Origin of the sequence: Actinomadura napierensis, from assembly GCF_039529375.1 — a bacterium.
In the GTDB taxonomy this organism is placed as follows: Bacteria; Actinomycetota; Actinomycetes; order Streptosporangiales; family Streptosporangiaceae; genus Spirillospora; species Spirillospora napierensis.
The window spans coordinates 1-13,130 of the sequence record NZ_BAAAMR010000177.1; the positions used below are offsets into that span (position 1 = coordinate 1).

General features: G+C 73.8%; 13 protein-coding genes. 10 read left to right on the forward strand and 3 right to left on the reverse strand.

Annotation, left to right across the window (positions count from 1 at the left end; all coding sequences use genetic code 11):
- On the reverse strand, nt 1-595 hold a 595-nt coding region (locus ABD296_RS46700), incomplete at its 3' end, for a TetR/AcrR family transcriptional regulator (RefSeq protein WP_344284002.1).
- A gap of 130 nt (nt 596-725) precedes the next feature.
- Between ABD296_RS46700 and ABD296_RS46705 the strand changes: the two genes are divergently transcribed.
- From ABD296_RS46705 to ABD296_RS46725, 5 genes are all read left to right on the forward strand, one after another.
- Complete coding sequence (locus ABD296_RS46705) at nt 726-1,598, forward strand: Vgb family protein (protein ID WP_455363881.1); 873 nt, start codon at nt 726-728, stop codon at nt 1,596-1,598.
- 80 nt (nt 1,599-1,678) lie between these two features.
- Nucleotides 1,679-3,109, forward strand: coding sequence for an MFS transporter (locus ABD296_RS46710; protein WP_344284008.1), 1,431 nt, complete (start codon nt 1,679-1,681; stop codon nt 3,107-3,109).
- Nucleotides 3,110-3,152: 43 nt separating this feature from the next.
- Complete coding sequence (locus ABD296_RS46715) at nt 3,153-3,941, forward strand: RNA ligase family protein (RefSeq protein ID WP_344284011.1); 789 nt, start codon at nt 3,153-3,155, stop codon at nt 3,939-3,941.
- Entirely contained in the window at nt 3,925-5,049 is a 1,125-nt protein-coding gene (locus tag ABD296_RS46720) for an AAA family ATPase (RefSeq protein WP_344284014.1), read from the forward strand. The genes ABD296_RS46715 and ABD296_RS46720 overlap by 17 nt, the downstream gene beginning before the upstream one ends.
- Nucleotides 5,050-5,065: 16 nt before the next feature.
- A complete protein-coding gene (locus ABD296_RS46725) occupies nt 5,066-5,716 on the forward strand; it encodes a Type 1 glutamine amidotransferase-like domain-containing protein (protein ID WP_344284017.1) in 651 nt (216 codons plus the stop codon).
- Between the two features lie 40 nt (nt 5,717-5,756).
- Here the strand turns inward: ABD296_RS46725 and ABD296_RS46730 are convergent, their stop codons facing one another.
- Entirely contained in the window at nt 5,757-7,331 is a 1,575-nt protein-coding gene (locus ABD296_RS46730) for a sialidase family protein (RefSeq protein WP_344284020.1), read from the reverse strand.
- 19 nt (nt 7,332-7,350) lie between these two features.
- The gene (locus ABD296_RS46735) at nt 7,351-9,234 is read right to left on the reverse strand and encodes a sialidase family protein (protein ID WP_344284023.1); all 1,884 of its coding nucleotides are present in this window, start codon (nt 9,232-9,234) and stop codon (nt 7,351-7,353) included.
- Between the two features lie 284 nt (nt 9,235-9,518).
- Here ABD296_RS46735 and ABD296_RS46740 point away from each other — a divergent pair, with 284 nt between their 5' ends.
- The 5 genes from ABD296_RS46740 (at nt 9,519) to ABD296_RS46760 (ending at nt 13,114) form a co-directional block, all read left to right on the forward strand.
- On the forward strand, nt 9,519-10,304 hold the full coding sequence (locus ABD296_RS46740) for an SDR family oxidoreductase (RefSeq protein WP_344284026.1): 786 nt from the start codon (nt 9,519-9,521) through the stop codon (nt 10,302-10,304).
- Between the two features lie 118 nt (nt 10,305-10,422).
- The gene (locus ABD296_RS46745; RefSeq protein WP_344284029.1) at nt 10,423-10,911 is read left to right on the forward strand and encodes a phage holin family protein; all 489 of its coding nucleotides are present in this window, start codon (nt 10,423-10,425) and stop codon (nt 10,909-10,911) included.
- Nucleotides 10,908-11,324: a DUF3618 domain-containing protein gene (locus tag ABD296_RS46750; protein ID WP_344284031.1), complete on the forward strand. Its 417-nt coding sequence runs from the start codon at nt 10,908-10,910 to the stop codon at nt 11,322-11,324. Before ABD296_RS46745 ends, ABD296_RS46750 begins: the two co-directional genes overlap by 4 nt.
- A gap of 14 nt (nt 11,325-11,338) precedes the next feature.
- A complete protein-coding gene (locus tag ABD296_RS46755; protein WP_344284034.1) occupies nt 11,339-12,403 on the forward strand; it encodes a YihY/virulence factor BrkB family protein in 1,065 nt (354 codons plus the stop codon).
- A 114-nt stretch (nt 12,404-12,517) separates the two neighbouring features.
- On the forward strand, nt 12,518-13,114 hold the full coding sequence (locus ABD296_RS46760) for a GNAT family N-acetyltransferase (protein WP_344284037.1): 597 nt from the start codon (nt 12,518-12,520) through the stop codon (nt 13,112-13,114).
- The last annotated feature ends 16 nt before the right edge of the window (nt 13,115-13,130 follow it).

Genomic DNA, 13,130 nt, shown 5'->3' on the forward strand with positions numbered 1-13,130 from the left:
ACCAGCCCGCCGCCATCGTCGCGCGCGCCATCGAACGCGGTGAGGCCCCGCCCGCGGCCTCGTCGACCGGCTCGCCGCTGACGAACAGCCGGTAGTACAGCGGCGCGACGGCGAGCCGGACGACCTCGGCGCGGTCGGTGCCGGCCGGCGCCTCACCGCGTTCGATGGCGCGCGCGACGATGGCGGCGGACTGCTCGTGGCGCCGCGCGAAGAACCGGTGCAGGGCGCGTGCGGCGTCGGGACTCTGCGCCGCGGCCTGCACGAACGCGCGGGCGACCGGTCCGGCCTCCGGGTCGGTGAAGCCGGTGAGGACGAGCCCGGCGAGCGCGTGCAGGTCGCCGTCCAGGGTGCCGGTGTCGGGGACCGGCCACGGCTCGCCGGCGGCGAGGTCGAGGGCGTCGGCGATGAGGCCGTCGGCGTTGGCCCACCGCCGGTAGAGGGTGGTCTTGTGGACGCCGGAGCGGGAGGCCACGCCCTCCACGGTGAAGCCGGCGTAGCCGCGTCCGGCGAGTTCCGCCAGGGTGGCCTCGCGGACGGCGGCGCGGACGCGCGCGGTGCGGCCGCCGGGCCGCACCGTGCCCGGTCCGGTGGTCATCGGCGTGCCCCCGAATGTCCGATGTGCTGCACGAACCGATCGTAACGCAACTTCGGTTGCGTTAGTCTCGGCGTCGTGCGGAAAGAAGTGGGACGAGGGGGGACCATCCATGCCGCAGGGTTCGCGTGCCATGATCAGGGAGTTCACCGTCAGCGGCCCCGAAGCGGGCCCTTACGGGATAACCGCCGGACCGGACGGAGCCTTGTGGTTCACGCTGGTTCATGAGGGACGGATCGGGCGGATGGAACCGGGCGGCGAACCGGCCTTCCATCCGGACGACCCCGTCCAGGCCGGGCCGATGAACATCACCGCGGGCCCGGACGGCGCGCTGTGGTTCACCGGGTTCCGCGGCGACCGCATCGGCCGGGTCGACACCGGCGGCCGGGTGACGCAGTTCGAGGTCCCGCCCGGCGGCCCGTGCGGGATCGCCGCCGGACCCGACGGCGCGCTGTGGTTCACCCTCATGCAGACCGGCCGGATCGGCCGCATCACCACTGCCGGGCAGGTCACCGAGTTCCCGCTGCCGGTGGAGGGCGCACTCCCGTCCATGATCACGGCCGGGCCGGACGAGGCGCTGTGGTTCACGCTCAACCAGGGCAACGCGGTCGGGCGGATCGCACCGGACGGCGACGTCACCGTGCACGCCCTGCCGACCGAGGGCGCCGCGCCGGTGGGGATCACCAGCGGGCCGGACGGCGCGCTGTGGTACGCCGCGATCGGCACCGGGCAGATCGGCCAGATCACCACGGACGGCAAGGTCACCGAGTTCCCGCTGCCCGACCGGCGGGCCCGTCCGCACGCGATCGTCGCCGGCCCGGACGAGGCGCTGTGGTTCACCGAGTGGGGCACCGCGCACGTCGGCCGCATCACCCCCGAAGGCCGCATCGACGAGCATCCGCTGCCGACGCCCGGCTGCGAGCCGCACGGCATCGCCCTCGGGCCGGACGGCGCGCTGTGGGTCGCGCTGGAGACCGGCGGGATCGCCCAGGTCGTCCCTGGCTGACCCGTCCGCACCGGACTGCGCCGAGCGCGGCCGATCATGGTTCGGGCCGCGGCGAAACGTCCGCGGGCCACCGTGGGGGCATGAGACCGACGAGCCGCACCAGCGACCGCTCCACCGACGAGGCAGCCGAGACCCACGAGACAGGCGAGACCGGACCCGTCCCCCGGCGCGGGGCCATGCTCGCCATCCTGTGCGCCGGGATGTTCCTGGTGCTGCTGGACGTGACGATCGTCAACGTCGCCCTGCCCGGGATCGGCCGGGCGCTCGGCACCGGGCTGCCCGGCCTGCAGGGCGTCGTCGACGGATACGCGGTCGCGATCGCCGGGCTGCTGCTGGGCGGTGGCGCGCTCGGCGACCGGATCGGGTACCGCAGGATGACGCTGATCGGGCTCGGACTGTTCGGCCTGGCGTCGCTGGCGTGCGGGTCCGCGCCCGGCGCCGGGCCGCTGATCGCGGCGCGGGTGGTGCAGGGTGCGGGCGCGGCGCTGCTGCTGCCCGGCAGCCTCGCGGTCATCACCGCGGTGTACCCGGGCCGCGCCGAGCAGGCGCGGGCGCTCGGGGTGTGGGCGGGCATCTCCTCGACGGCGCTGCCCGCCGGGCCGCTGCTCGGCGGGATGCTGGTCGACTCGGCCGGCTGGCGGTGGATCTTCCTGATCAACGTGCCGATCGGCGCCGCCGCGATGGCGGGCGTCGTGGCGATCGTCCGCGAGCCGCGCCGGGAGCGGCCCGGCGGCGCGCGTCCGCCGCTGGACCGGGCCGGGATGGCGCTGGCGCCGCTCGCCCTCGGCGGCCTGGTGTGGACGGTCATCGCCGCCGGTCACGGGCACCAGGGCGAGGCGGCAGCGACGGCGGCCGTGACGGTCGTCGCGGCGGCGGCGTTCGTGTGGGCCGAGCGCCGCGCGGCGGCGCCGATGGTGCCGGGCGGGCTGCTGCGCGCTCCGGCGTTCCTCGGCGCCAACGGCATCGCCCTGGCGATGAACCTGGTCACCAACGGCGTGCTGTTCGTCGCCACGCTGAAGCTGCAGCAGGGCGAGCACCACTCGGCGTTCACCGCCGGGGCGCTGCTGCTGCCGATGGCGGTTCCGCTGGCGCTGCTGGCGCCGGTCAGCGGGCGGCTCACCGCCCGGTTCGGGACGCGGCTCCCGCTCGGCGCGGGCACCGCGCTGGCCGCCGCGGGGTGCCTGAGCCTGCTGCGGGTCGGTGCGGGCGGCTCCTACCCGGCGCTGCTGCCGGCGCTGCTGGCAATCGGGATCGGCGACGGCCTCATCGTGACGGCCGTGGTCGCGGCGGCGATGCGCGCCGTCCCGCCCGCGCACGCGGGGCTGGCGGGCGGCTTCAACAACACCGCCCGGCAGATCGGGACGGCGCTCGGCGTCGCGGTGTACGGGGCGGTCGCGGGGTCGGCGCTGACGCCCGGGCATTTCGTGTCCGGCGTGCACGCGCTGGCGTGGCTGAGCGTGGGGCTGTGGCTGGCCGCGCTCGCGCTCACCCGGATCGTCCCCAACCGGTGAAATTCGGTTGGCACGGCCGACCCGGTTCGTTAGAACGGTCGGCATGCTCCGCAAATACCCCCGCACCCGGCACATCGAGGGGTCGCGGCTGCAGCCGGGCGACCACGACCTGGCGGCGCGGCCGTTCTCGGCGATCGCCGGGCGGTACCTGGTGGTGGAGGAGAAGCTGGACGGCGCCAACGCCGGGATCAGCTTCTCCTCCGCGGGGGAACTGCGGCTGCAGAGCCGCGGCCACTACCTGGCGGGCGGGCCCCGCGAACGGCAGTTCGGGCCGTTGAAGGCGTGGGCCGCGTCCGTCCAGCACGTTCTGTGGGAGCGGCTGGGCGACCGGTACGTGATGTACGGGGAATGGCTGTACGCCAAGCACACCGTCTTCTACGACGCGCTCCCCCATTACTTCTGCGAGTTCGACGTCCTCGACCAGCGCGACGGGACGTTCCTGTCGACGGCTCGGCGCCGCGAGCTGCTGGCCGGCACGCCGGTGGTGTCGGTTCCCGTCCTGCACGAGGGGACCCTGCCGGAACTGAAGGCGCTGACCGCGTTCGTCGGGCCGTCCACCTGCCGCACGTCCGGCTGGCGGGAGGCGCTGCGCGCGGCGGCGCGGGCGGGCGGCGCCGACCCGAGCCGTGTCGCCGAGGAGACCGACACCTCCGATGAGATGGAGGGCCTCTACATCAAGGTGGAGGACGACGGGGAGACCGTCGACCGCTACAAGTGGGTCCGGCCGAGCTTCCTGACCGCGATCCTCGACTCCGGGACGCACTGGCAGGAGCGTCCGATCGTCGCCAATGGCCTCGCCGACCCGGGGGTGCTGTATGCGGGTGTTCGATGAGCTGTGCCCGGCGCCGCCGCACTGGGACCTGCGGTGGGACGACGTCCGCGAGGCGTTCGCGTGGGTGCGCGACATGGCGGGCGTCCGGCAGGACGCGGTGTTCCACGGCGAGGGCGACGTCGAGGTCCACACGCGGATGGCGTGCGAGGCGCTGGCGGCGCTGCCGCAGTGGAGGGCACGTCCGGCGGACGAGCGGGTGCGGCTGTTCACGACCGTGCTGATGCACGACATCGCCAAGCCGCACTGCACCCGCACCGAGGACGACGGCCGGATCACCGCGCGCGGCCATTCGCGCCGCGGCGACCTGATGGTGCGGCGGATCCTGTGGGAGATGGGCGCGCCGGTCGCCTGGCGCGAGCACGTCGCGGCGCTGATCCGCCATCACCAGGTGCCGTTCTGGGCGCTGGAGCGCCCGGACCTGCAGAAGATCGCGTTCCGGGTGAGTCTGCTCGCCCGCAACGACGACCTGGTGCTGCTGGCGTCGGCGGACATCCTCGGCCGGATCTGCCCCGACACCGACGAGCTGCTGGACAACGTCGCCCTCTACGGGGAGTACTGCGCCGAGCAGCGGTGCCTGGACGGGCCGCGCTCGTTCCCGTCCGACCATGCGCGGTTCTGGTTCTTCCGCAAGGACGACCGCGACCCCGCCTACGCCGCCTACGACGACACCCGCTGCACGGTCACCGTGCTGTCGGGCCTGCCGGGCGTCGGCAAGGACCACTGGATCGCCGCGAACCGCCCGGACCTGCCGGTGGTCGGCCTGGACCGGCTGCGCGCCGAGATGGGCGTGTCCCCCGCCGGCGACCAGCACGCGGTCGCCGCGGCCGCGCACGAGCTGGCCCGCGAGCACCTGCGCGCCGGACGGTCGTTCGTCTGGAACGCCACGAACGTGTCGCGGACGCAGCGCGAGCAGTGCACCGGGCTCATCGCCGGCTACCGCGGACGGGTGGAGCTGGTCGCGCTGGAGGCGCCGCCGGCGGTGCTGCGCGACCGCAACCGCGGCCGGACGTCTCCGGTTCCGGACGCGGTGATCGACCGGCTCGTCCGCCGCTGGGAGACGCCCGACCCGACCGAGGGGCACCGCGTCGACTGGGTGAGCACGGCCTGACCTCTAGAGTCCTCGGGTGCGCTTGTTCCTGTCGTCGTTCCGGATGGGCGACCGTCCCGACCGGCTGCTCACCCTGCTGCCCTCGCCGTCCGTCACCGCGGTGGCGGTGATCGCCAATGCGCTCGACGCGCAGCCCGAGGAGGAGCGGCGGGCCGGCGTCCAGAACGAGTTCGAGGCGCTGTCGGCGCTGGGGCTGCGGCCCGTGGAGGTCGATCTGCGGCGGTACTTCGACCGGCCCGCCGCCGACGTCGCCGAGGAGCTGGCGGGCTTCGGGTTGGTGTGGGCGCGGGGCGGTAACGCGTTCGTGCTGCGCTACGCCCTGGCGCGCAGCGGCGCCGACGCAGCGCTCACCGACCTGCTCGGCCGCGACGCGCTCGTCTACGCCGGGTACAGCGCGGGCGGGTGCGTGCTGGCGCCGAGCCTGCGCGGCCTGGAGGCGTGCGATGACCCGCACGCCGTCACCCGCGTCCACGGGGATCCGCCGATCTGGGACGGTCTGGGCGTCCTCGATCACGTGCTGGTCCCCCACGTCGACTCCCCGCGGCACCCGGAGTCGGAGGTCCTGACGGCCGTCGCCGCGCGCTACCGCGACGAAGGCGTCCCTCACCGGCCGCTGCGCGACGGTCAGGTGCTGGTGGTCGACGGGCCGGAGTCCCGGGTGCACTGACCCTGCCGGGGGCCGCCGGCGGTGCCGGCGGCCCCCTTGGTCAGTGCTGTGTGCGGTGGGCGGTCAGATGGCGGACGGTGGTGGCGTGCGGTGCGGGGCTCGCCGGCGCGGGGGCGGGTGATGCCGGGTTGGTGCCGAAGATCCCGGTGAACAGGTCGGTGCTGTTGGTGGCGGTGCCGGTGTCGTTGGTCTCGACGACCGCCGGCTGGAACCCGTGTCCGGCGACCGCGACGCTCTCGTAGTCGCCGAGGAAGTGGCCCCATCCGGCGTAGGGCGCCTTCAGCCAGTCGAAGACGCGGGAGATGCGGCGTTCGGACGGGCGGTTCTCACCGCCGCGCGGGAAGGTGACGTACCACATGGCGGTCGGCAGCGTGGTGGTGTTGCCGGGCCGCAGGTAGCGCAGGTCGTAGTAGGTGAGGGCGACCGTCCCGCGGGCGTTGACCACGATGGACGGGGTGAAGGCGGGCGCCTTCGGCGCTTGGTTGACGCGCGCCGGGGCCGACCAGGTGCGGCCGGAGTCGGTGGAGTGGACGAGGTAGATCTGGTCGTAGGAGCCGGTGGGGTCGGCGCCCTCGAACGTCGCGTAGAGCTCGCCGGTCTGCGGGTCGGCGGCGGCGCTGATGAGGTTGGCGCCGCCGCGCAGCGCCTTGGACGGGTCGTCGGGCGCGTTCGGGTCGACCTCGGGCACGGCGGTGTCGGCGGCGATGGTGACGGGCTTGCTCCACGTCCGGCCCTGGTCCTTGGAGGTGACCACGGCGAAGTGCAGGTCGATGGCTTCGGTGGCGTTGACGTCGCTGTAGGTCTGCCATTCGAAGAAGTCGTACAGGACGTCGCGGCGGGCGTCGGCGACGATGACGTTGCCGATGGTCTGGGAGTTGGGGATCGCGCCGGTGTCCACGAAGGGGTGCGCGGGCGTCCAGGTGCGGCCGTGGTCGCGGGTGATGGAGATGTAGGAGGGGCCGGTGTAGTGGGCGCCGGGTCCGGTGGGGACCTGGTCGATGCGGTCCCACACCTGGTAGGCGGTGCCGGGGTGGCGGGGGTCGGCGGTGACGGAGTTCTTGTCGTCGATGATGGAGGGGTCGGTGTCGTCGATGAGCTGGGTGGTGCGGCGCCAGGTGCGTCCGCCGTCGTAGGAGGTGGCGGCGCCGACGCCGTTGCGGGGCGTGGACGCGTCGAAGTCCAGGCCGCTGGCGTAGGCGACGCCGTCGGGCCCGAAGTCGACCCAGGCGTCGGAGGCGCGTTCGTAGTTCAGGCCGCCGGGCGCGCACTTGCTGAACGGCAGGGTGGTCTTGGTGAAGTGCCGTCCGTCGCGGCTGTAGGAGGCGGCGAGGCCTTTGGCGCCGCCGTCGGACCAGCGGTCCTGCTGGTAGACGGCGATGACGCGGCCCGGCCGGCGCGGGTCGGCGGCGATCCACGGTTCGACCTCGGCGCCCGGGTAGACCACGCCGTCCTGGCCGGCCCCTGCGGTGCAGGAGGCGTAGGGGTCGCCGGGCGAGACCGGGTGGACGGGTTGCGCGGACGGGCCGGGTCCGGCGTGCGCGGCGGCCGGTACGGCGGCGAGCGAGCAGCTCAGGACCAGTGCGGCTCCGGCCGCGGTCATTCTTCGGGACGTCATCGGAGGGAGCTCCTCGGGGTCAGTGGAGCCGGACGGCGGCGGCGGAGATCTGCTGGTCGTTGGCGACCGGGGCGTTGGACGCCGCGGCGGTGCACAGCGCCGGCGGGTGGCCGGGCGTGCCGGTGCCCGGGCACAGGAACAGCGCCGCGGGCCGGGTGTCGGACCAGGCCGGGTAGGCGGTGGTGGCGGTCGCGTCGACCATGATGTAGTCGCCGTAGAACTGGCCGTTGAACTGCGACGGCGGCGGCATGCTGGAGGAGGTGGCGCGCTTGGTGGTGAAGTGCGTCAGGTCCCTGGTTGCGGTCACGGTGATGTCGGAGAAGCCGGTGGTCTCGTCGGATCCGTACTGCCGGTCGTAGTAGGCGGTGACCAGCTCGCCCCGGGGGTTGAACACGGTGCCCTGCCAGTACTGGTCGGTGCGGGCCTGGGCGGAGCCGCTGCCGACGAGGGGCAGCTTGCGGACGTCGGTGGTGGTGCCGGTGAAGGTGGCCGCGCCGTCGGTGGACGACGACAGCACGATGCCGTTGTTGCAGCCGCCGGTCTTGACGCCGGTGTAGAGGGCGCCGAGGCCCTCCCCGGCGGGGGTGAGCCCGGCGGGGGTGCAGCCGCTCGCCTCGTTGGAGTCGCGGTTGAGGTAGGAGCCGGTGGTCACCACGACCCGTCGGGGGTCGGCGGGGTCGACGGTGATGTTGGGGTAGTTGGTGGCGCGGAAGATCGAGTTGGTGCTCGTGCCCTTCTCCGGGACGCACGCGCGGCCGGGGTCCTTGCCCTCGCCCTGGTAGGTGTCGCAGTCGGGCAGCTCGTAGTAGTCGGCGGCCTTCACCGGCGCCGAGAACGTCGCGCCGCCGTCCTTGGAGGAGGCGACCAGGACCTGGAAGCGGTTGTCGGAGCCGGTCTCGGCGACGTTGTAGTTCGCCCAGGCGACGTAGAGGGTGCCGTCGGGGGCGGTGACGGGCTGGGAGAACTGGTTGTTGTTGCAGCGGCCGTGCGGGGTGGGGATGCCGTCGGGCTGCGAGCACAGCGCGGAGTCGGAGCTGATCAGCGCGGGCGCGCTGAAGTGCTCGCCGTAGTCGGCGGAGTAGGCGCCGTAGATGTAGCCGGTGCCGTCGGCGGCGAAGGTCGTCCAGGTGACGTAGACGCGGTCGCGGTAGGGGCTGCGGGCGTGCGCGTCCACCGTCATCAGCTGCTTGTCGAGCAGGAAGTCCCCGGCGCCGGCGGTGTCGTCGTGCTCGGCCACGGGCCGTCCGGGGAAGTTGAAGGACGCGCCGGCGTTGCCGGTCGAGCGGTACACGTAGAAGCCGCTGGACTGGTTGGGGTCGGGCGAGACGGTGTTGCCGCGCTTGAACTCCTGGCAGGACAGGTAGGCGTTGCCGCGGGTGTCCCAGGCGACGGAGGTGTCGCCGGCGCTCTGGAAGTACTCGCGGGGCTTGCCGCCGAACGCGGCGCCGGACACGAACCCGTTGGGCGCGGTGGTGTCGGACCAGGTGCGCCCGCCGTCGCCCGACCGCGACACCCCGCAGGTGCCGTCGCCGCGGCGGTAGTCGTTGTAGCTGGCCAGCAGGTGCCGCGGGTTGTTCGGGTCGGCCGCGATCCACGTCTCGTTCTGGGCCTGCCCGCGTCCGGCCAGCGGCTGGTCGGTGATGGTCAGGCAGTCCTGGTCGACCTTGACGTTCCCGCCGTACCGCCCGTCGCAGGACGGGGCGGTCGCGGGGCGGGCGCCGGTGACCGCGCGCGGCGCGACCCTCTGGCCGAGCGCCTCGGCCAGCGCGCCGGAGACGTGTCGCTTCTGGATCGGGGTGAGCCCGTCGTAGCCGAAGCCCTGGGCGCGGGCTCCGGGGCCCGGCACGCTCAGGGCCGTGAGCAGGAGCGCCCCCGCCGCCGCCGTGCCCAGTGTTCTGCGCATCCGCATCGCAACCTCCCTGCAGGCGTCGTCGCCTGAGACCGGGGCGCTGGGAGCAACGCCCGCGCGGAAGGTAGATCCGCCTCAGCAGGCACACAAGACCGGATGGCCGACCCTGGACGCGCACGCCCCGTCCGGAACCGGCCAGTCGGGAACCAAACGGGCGCCGGGTTCACCAAGGGCAGGGTCAGGTGCCGGCGGCGACCGCCTCCTGGGCCTCCAGGGCCTCATCCGTATGGTGAACGCCGGTCTTGACATGTGAGATGCGGGGAGGGAGGCTCGGAACCGTGTCCGATCATGAGGCCGGCCCCGGCGGCGAGGCCGGCGGGGAACGGGTCGCGCTCGTCACCGGAGCGGGCTCGGGCATCGGCGCCGCCGTCGCCGACGCCCTGCTGGAGCGGGGCTGGCGGGTCGCGCTCGCCGGGCGCCGCGCCGCCCCGCTGGAGCAGACCGCCGGCCGTGCCGCCGGCGGGCGGGCGCTGCCCGTCGCCGCCGACGTGACCGACCCGGAATCGGTCGAGGCGCTGTTCGGCGCCGTCGCCGCCCGCTGGGGACGGCTGGACCTGCTGGTCAACAACGCCGGGGTGTTCGGGTCGCCGCAGCCGGTCGAGGAGTTCTCGCTGCACGAGTGGCGGACCGTCCTGGACACCAACCTGACCGGCGCGCTCCTGTGCGCCCAGCACGCCTTCCGGATGATGAAGGAGCAGGACCCGCAGGGCGGCCGGATCATCAACAACGGCTCGCTGTCGGCGCACACCCCGCGCCCCCTCTCGGCCGCCTACACCGCCAGCAAGCACGCGGTCACCGGGCTCACCAAGACCCTGTCGCTGGAGGGCCGCCCGCACCGGATCGCCTGCGGGCAGATCGACGTCGGCAACGCCGCGACGGAGATGACCGGCCGGTTCGGCGCGGGCACCCTGCAGGCCGACGGGTCGGTGAAGCCCGAGCCGGTGATGGACGTCCGGCACGTCGCCGACGCCGTGCTCTACATGGCGGGCCTGCCGCTGGAGGCCAACGTCCAGTTCATGTCGGTGCTGGCCACCACGATGCCCTCGTTCGTCGGCCGCGGCTAGCGGCCCCCGGTCCGGGCGGCGTTCGGAAGCCCGGCCGCGGTCCACGTTTAGCTCCCGGGCACGGGGAACGGGTCTGCCAGGCTTCGGAATCGACAGCACGCGGAGGGGGCCTGGGGCCATGAGCACCCTGCGGACACACGACGGCCGGAGCGCCGCCGAGATCACCGGGGCGTCCCGGCAGGACGCCGGACGCGCCCCCGAGTTCGTCAACGGGCACAAGGGCGAGGCCGGCACGGGCGAACTCGTCCGGCAGGCGACGCAGCAGGTCTCGGAGCTGATGCGCGCCGAGCTGCGGCTCGCCGTGGCGGAACTGAAGGACAAGGGCCGGCACGCCGGCACCGGCGCCGGCATGTTCGGCGGCGCGGCGCTGATCGGCCTGTACGGGGCGGCCGCGCTGCTGGCGGCGGCGATCGCCGCGATCGCGCTGGTCCTGCCGGTGTGGGCCGCGGCCCTGATCATCGGCGGGTTCCTGGTGCTGGTGGCGGGCGTGCTGGGGCTGCTCGGCACGGCGCAGACCAAGAAGGCCACCCCCGCCAAGCCGGAACAGGCGGTGGACGAGGCCCGCCAGACCGTCGCGGACCTGAAGGAGAGGGCGGCGCACCGATGACCACCCAGGGCAGGCACGGCTCGGCCGCCGGCACCGAGGAGCTGCGCCAGGAGGTCGACCGGGCCCGGCAGGAGCTCGGTGAGACCGTCGAGGCGCTGGCGGCCAAGGCCGACGTCAAGGCGATGGCCCGGGAGAAGGCCGAGTACGCCAGGGACATGGCCCGCGACCGGGCGCAGCTCGTGCGGCGGGCCGCGACGTCCCCGCAGGCCAGGACCAGGGCCGTGCAGGGCGGCGCCGCCGTGGCGACCGCCGGCGCCGTCGCCGCGCTGACGGTGTGGATGCGGCGCCGCCGAACCCCGCAGGCGCGGCTGCGCCGCCGCCTGCGCAACGCACCGGTGCAGGTCCGGGTCCGCCGCACGCAGCGGGCCCCGATCCGGATGCGCCGCACCGGCCGCGGACCACTGGGACGCTGAGGGAGGAAGCGCACATGCGCAGGCCCGCCGCACCCACCGAACTGTCCGCCCCCTCGTGGGGGCGCGCCGCCAAACGCGCCGCCGGCGAGTTCCAGCGCGACAACCTGTCGGACTGGGCCGCCGCCCTGACCTACTACGCCATCCTGTCGATCTTCCCGGCGATGCTGGTGGTGGTGTCGCTGGTCGGGCTCGGCGGCAAATCCGTCACCAGCGACCTCATCGACAACCTCGGCGGGATCGCCCCGGGCGCGGTGAAGAGCGTCCTGGTCGGCGCGATCACGCAACTGCAGGGCAACCGCGGCGGCGCCGGGGTGATCGCCCTGGTCGGCCTGCTGGCCGCGGTGTGGTCGGCGTCGGGGTACGTGGGCGCGTTCATGCGCGCCTCCAACGCCATCTACGACATCCCCGAGGGCCGCCCGATCTGGAAGACCGTCCCGCTGCGCGTCGGCGTCACGATCGTCACGCTGGTGCTGCTGTCGGCGTCGGCGATCGCAGTGGTGGTGTCCGGGCCGCTGGCCCGCAAGTTCGGCGACATGCTCGGGCTCGGCTCGACGGCCGTGACGGTGTGGAACATCGCCAAGTGGCCGGTGATGCTGGTCGTGGTCAGCTTCCTGTTCGCGCTGCTGTACTGGGCGGCGCCGAACGCCAAGCGCGGGTTCCGCTGGGTCACGCCGGGCGGCGTGCTGGCGATCCTGCTGTGGCTGGTGGCGTCCGGGGTGTTCGCGGCGTACGTGGCGAACTTCTCCAATTACAACAAGACCTACGGCAGCCTCGCCGGGATCATCATCTTCCTGGTGTGGCTGTGGATCACGAATCTGGCGATCCTGCTGGGCGCGGAGATGAACGCCGAACTCGAGCGCGGCCGCGCCATCGCCGCGGGCCGGTCCGAGGAACGCGAGCCCTATGTCGAATTCCGCGACACCCGCGGGTTCAGCGACGAGGAGAAACGCGAGACGGGCATCGCGGACGGAGGCCCGGACGGCGAGCGGGCCGACGGGCGGCCCGCCGATCAGGCCGACGGGCGGCCCGCGGACCGGGCCGGGCGGCGGCAGGGCCGGCACGGCGCGAGCCGCTCCTGACCCCTGATCCGCCGATGCCGTACCGGATGTCGCCCATGCGACACGCGGGCGACCGGGCGGTTACCGGGGAACCACGGGTCGCCGAACCCGGAAACGGGTGAATAGGATCGGCGCGTGCTGCGTCCCACCTTTCCCATCGAGACCGAGCGGCTGTCGCTGCGGCCGTTCCGCGAGGACGACCTGGAGGGCCTGTACGCCTATCAATCCCTTCCGGAGGTCGCGCGTTTCCTTTATTGGGAGCCGCGCGACCGGGAGGAGTCGCGGTCGTTCCTGCGGGAGAAAATGGCCGCGTCCTCCCTGGAGAAGGAGGGCGACTGGCTCGTGCTCGCGATCGAGTGGCGCGCGAGCGGCGATCTGGTCGGCGAGGTCAATCTGCAGTGGCGCAGCCGCGAGCACCGGCAGGGCGAGATCGGGTACATCCTCAACCCCGCCTTCCACGGCAGGGGGATCGCGACGGAGGCGGCCGAGGCGGTGCTGCGGCTGGGGTTCGAGGGGCTGGGGCTGCACCGGATCGTGGGCCGGCTGGACGGCCGCAACGCCGCGTCCGCGCGGGTGCTGGAGCGGCTCGGGATGCGCCGCGAGGCGCATCTGCTGCAGAACGAGATGGTCAAGGGCGAATGGACCGACGAGGTCATCTACGCGATGCTGAGCGGCGAGTGGCAGGAGCGCGGCGCCGGACCCGGCGCCGCCGGCGGGCCGGCGCGGGACTGACCCGCGGATCCGGCTG

Coding starts and splice junctions, on each gene's coding strand:
- ABD296_RS46730 (WP_344284020.1), bottom strand. CDS start 7,331: ATGACGTCCCGAAGAATGACCGCGGCCGGAGCCGCACTGGTCCTGAGC.
- ABD296_RS46705 (WP_455363881.1), top strand. CDS start 726: ATGATCAGGGAGTTCACCGTCAGCGGCCCCGAAGCGGGCCCTTACGGG.
- ABD296_RS46735 (WP_344284023.1), bottom strand. CDS start 9,234: ATGCGCAGAACACTGGGCACGGCGGCGGCGGGGGCGCTCCTGCTCACG.
- ABD296_RS46710 (WP_344284008.1), top strand. CDS start 1,679: ATGAGACCGACGAGCCGCACCAGCGACCGCTCCACCGACGAGGCAGCC.
- ABD296_RS46715 (WP_344284011.1), top strand. CDS start 3,153: ATGCTCCGCAAATACCCCCGCACCCGGCACATCGAGGGGTCGCGGCTG.
- ABD296_RS46720 (WP_344284014.1), top strand. CDS start 3,925: ATGCGGGTGTTCGATGAGCTGTGCCCGGCGCCGCCGCACTGGGACCTG.
- ABD296_RS46750 (WP_344284031.1), top strand. CDS start 10,908: ATGACCACCCAGGGCAGGCACGGCTCGGCCGCCGGCACCGAGGAGCTG.
- ABD296_RS46745 (WP_344284029.1), top strand. CDS start 10,423: ATGAGCACCCTGCGGACACACGACGGCCGGAGCGCCGCCGAGATCACC.
- ABD296_RS46755 (WP_344284034.1), top strand. CDS start 11,339: ATGCGCAGGCCCGCCGCACCCACCGAACTGTCCGCCCCCTCGTGGGGG.